The organism is Paraburkholderia ribeironis (assembly GCF_900019265.1).
Lineage (GTDB): Bacteria > Pseudomonadota > Gammaproteobacteria > Burkholderiales > Burkholderiaceae > Paraburkholderia > Paraburkholderia ribeironis.
Map to the genome: position 1 here is coordinate 202,237 of NZ_CYGX02000009.1, position 273 is coordinate 202,509.

At 64.5% G+C, this 273-nt stretch carries 1 protein-coding gene; it reads right to left on the reverse strand.

Features of this window, described 5'->3' with window-relative positions; translation table 11 throughout:
- Positions 1–273 (reverse strand): EF-Tu/IF-2/RF-3 family GTPase (locus BN2475_RS04690; protein ID WP_245841145.1); only part of this gene is annotated, 273 nt, incomplete at both ends.

The following is a 273-nucleotide window of genomic DNA, read 5'->3' on the forward strand; positions in this document are numbered from 1 at the left end:
GCAGGATACCCACGTTGTCGCCCGCCTGACCCTGGTCGAGCAGCTTGCGGAACATTTCCACGCCCGTGCAGGTCGTCTTCACCGTCGGCTTGATACCGACAATTTCGATTTCCTCGCCGACCTTGACGACGCCGCGCTCAACGCGACCCGTCACCACCGTGCCGCGACCCGAGATCGAGAACACGTCTTCCACCGGCATCAGGAACGTGCCGTCCACCGCGCGCTCCGGCGTCGGGATGTACGTGTCCAGCGCGTCGGCCAGGTTCATGATCG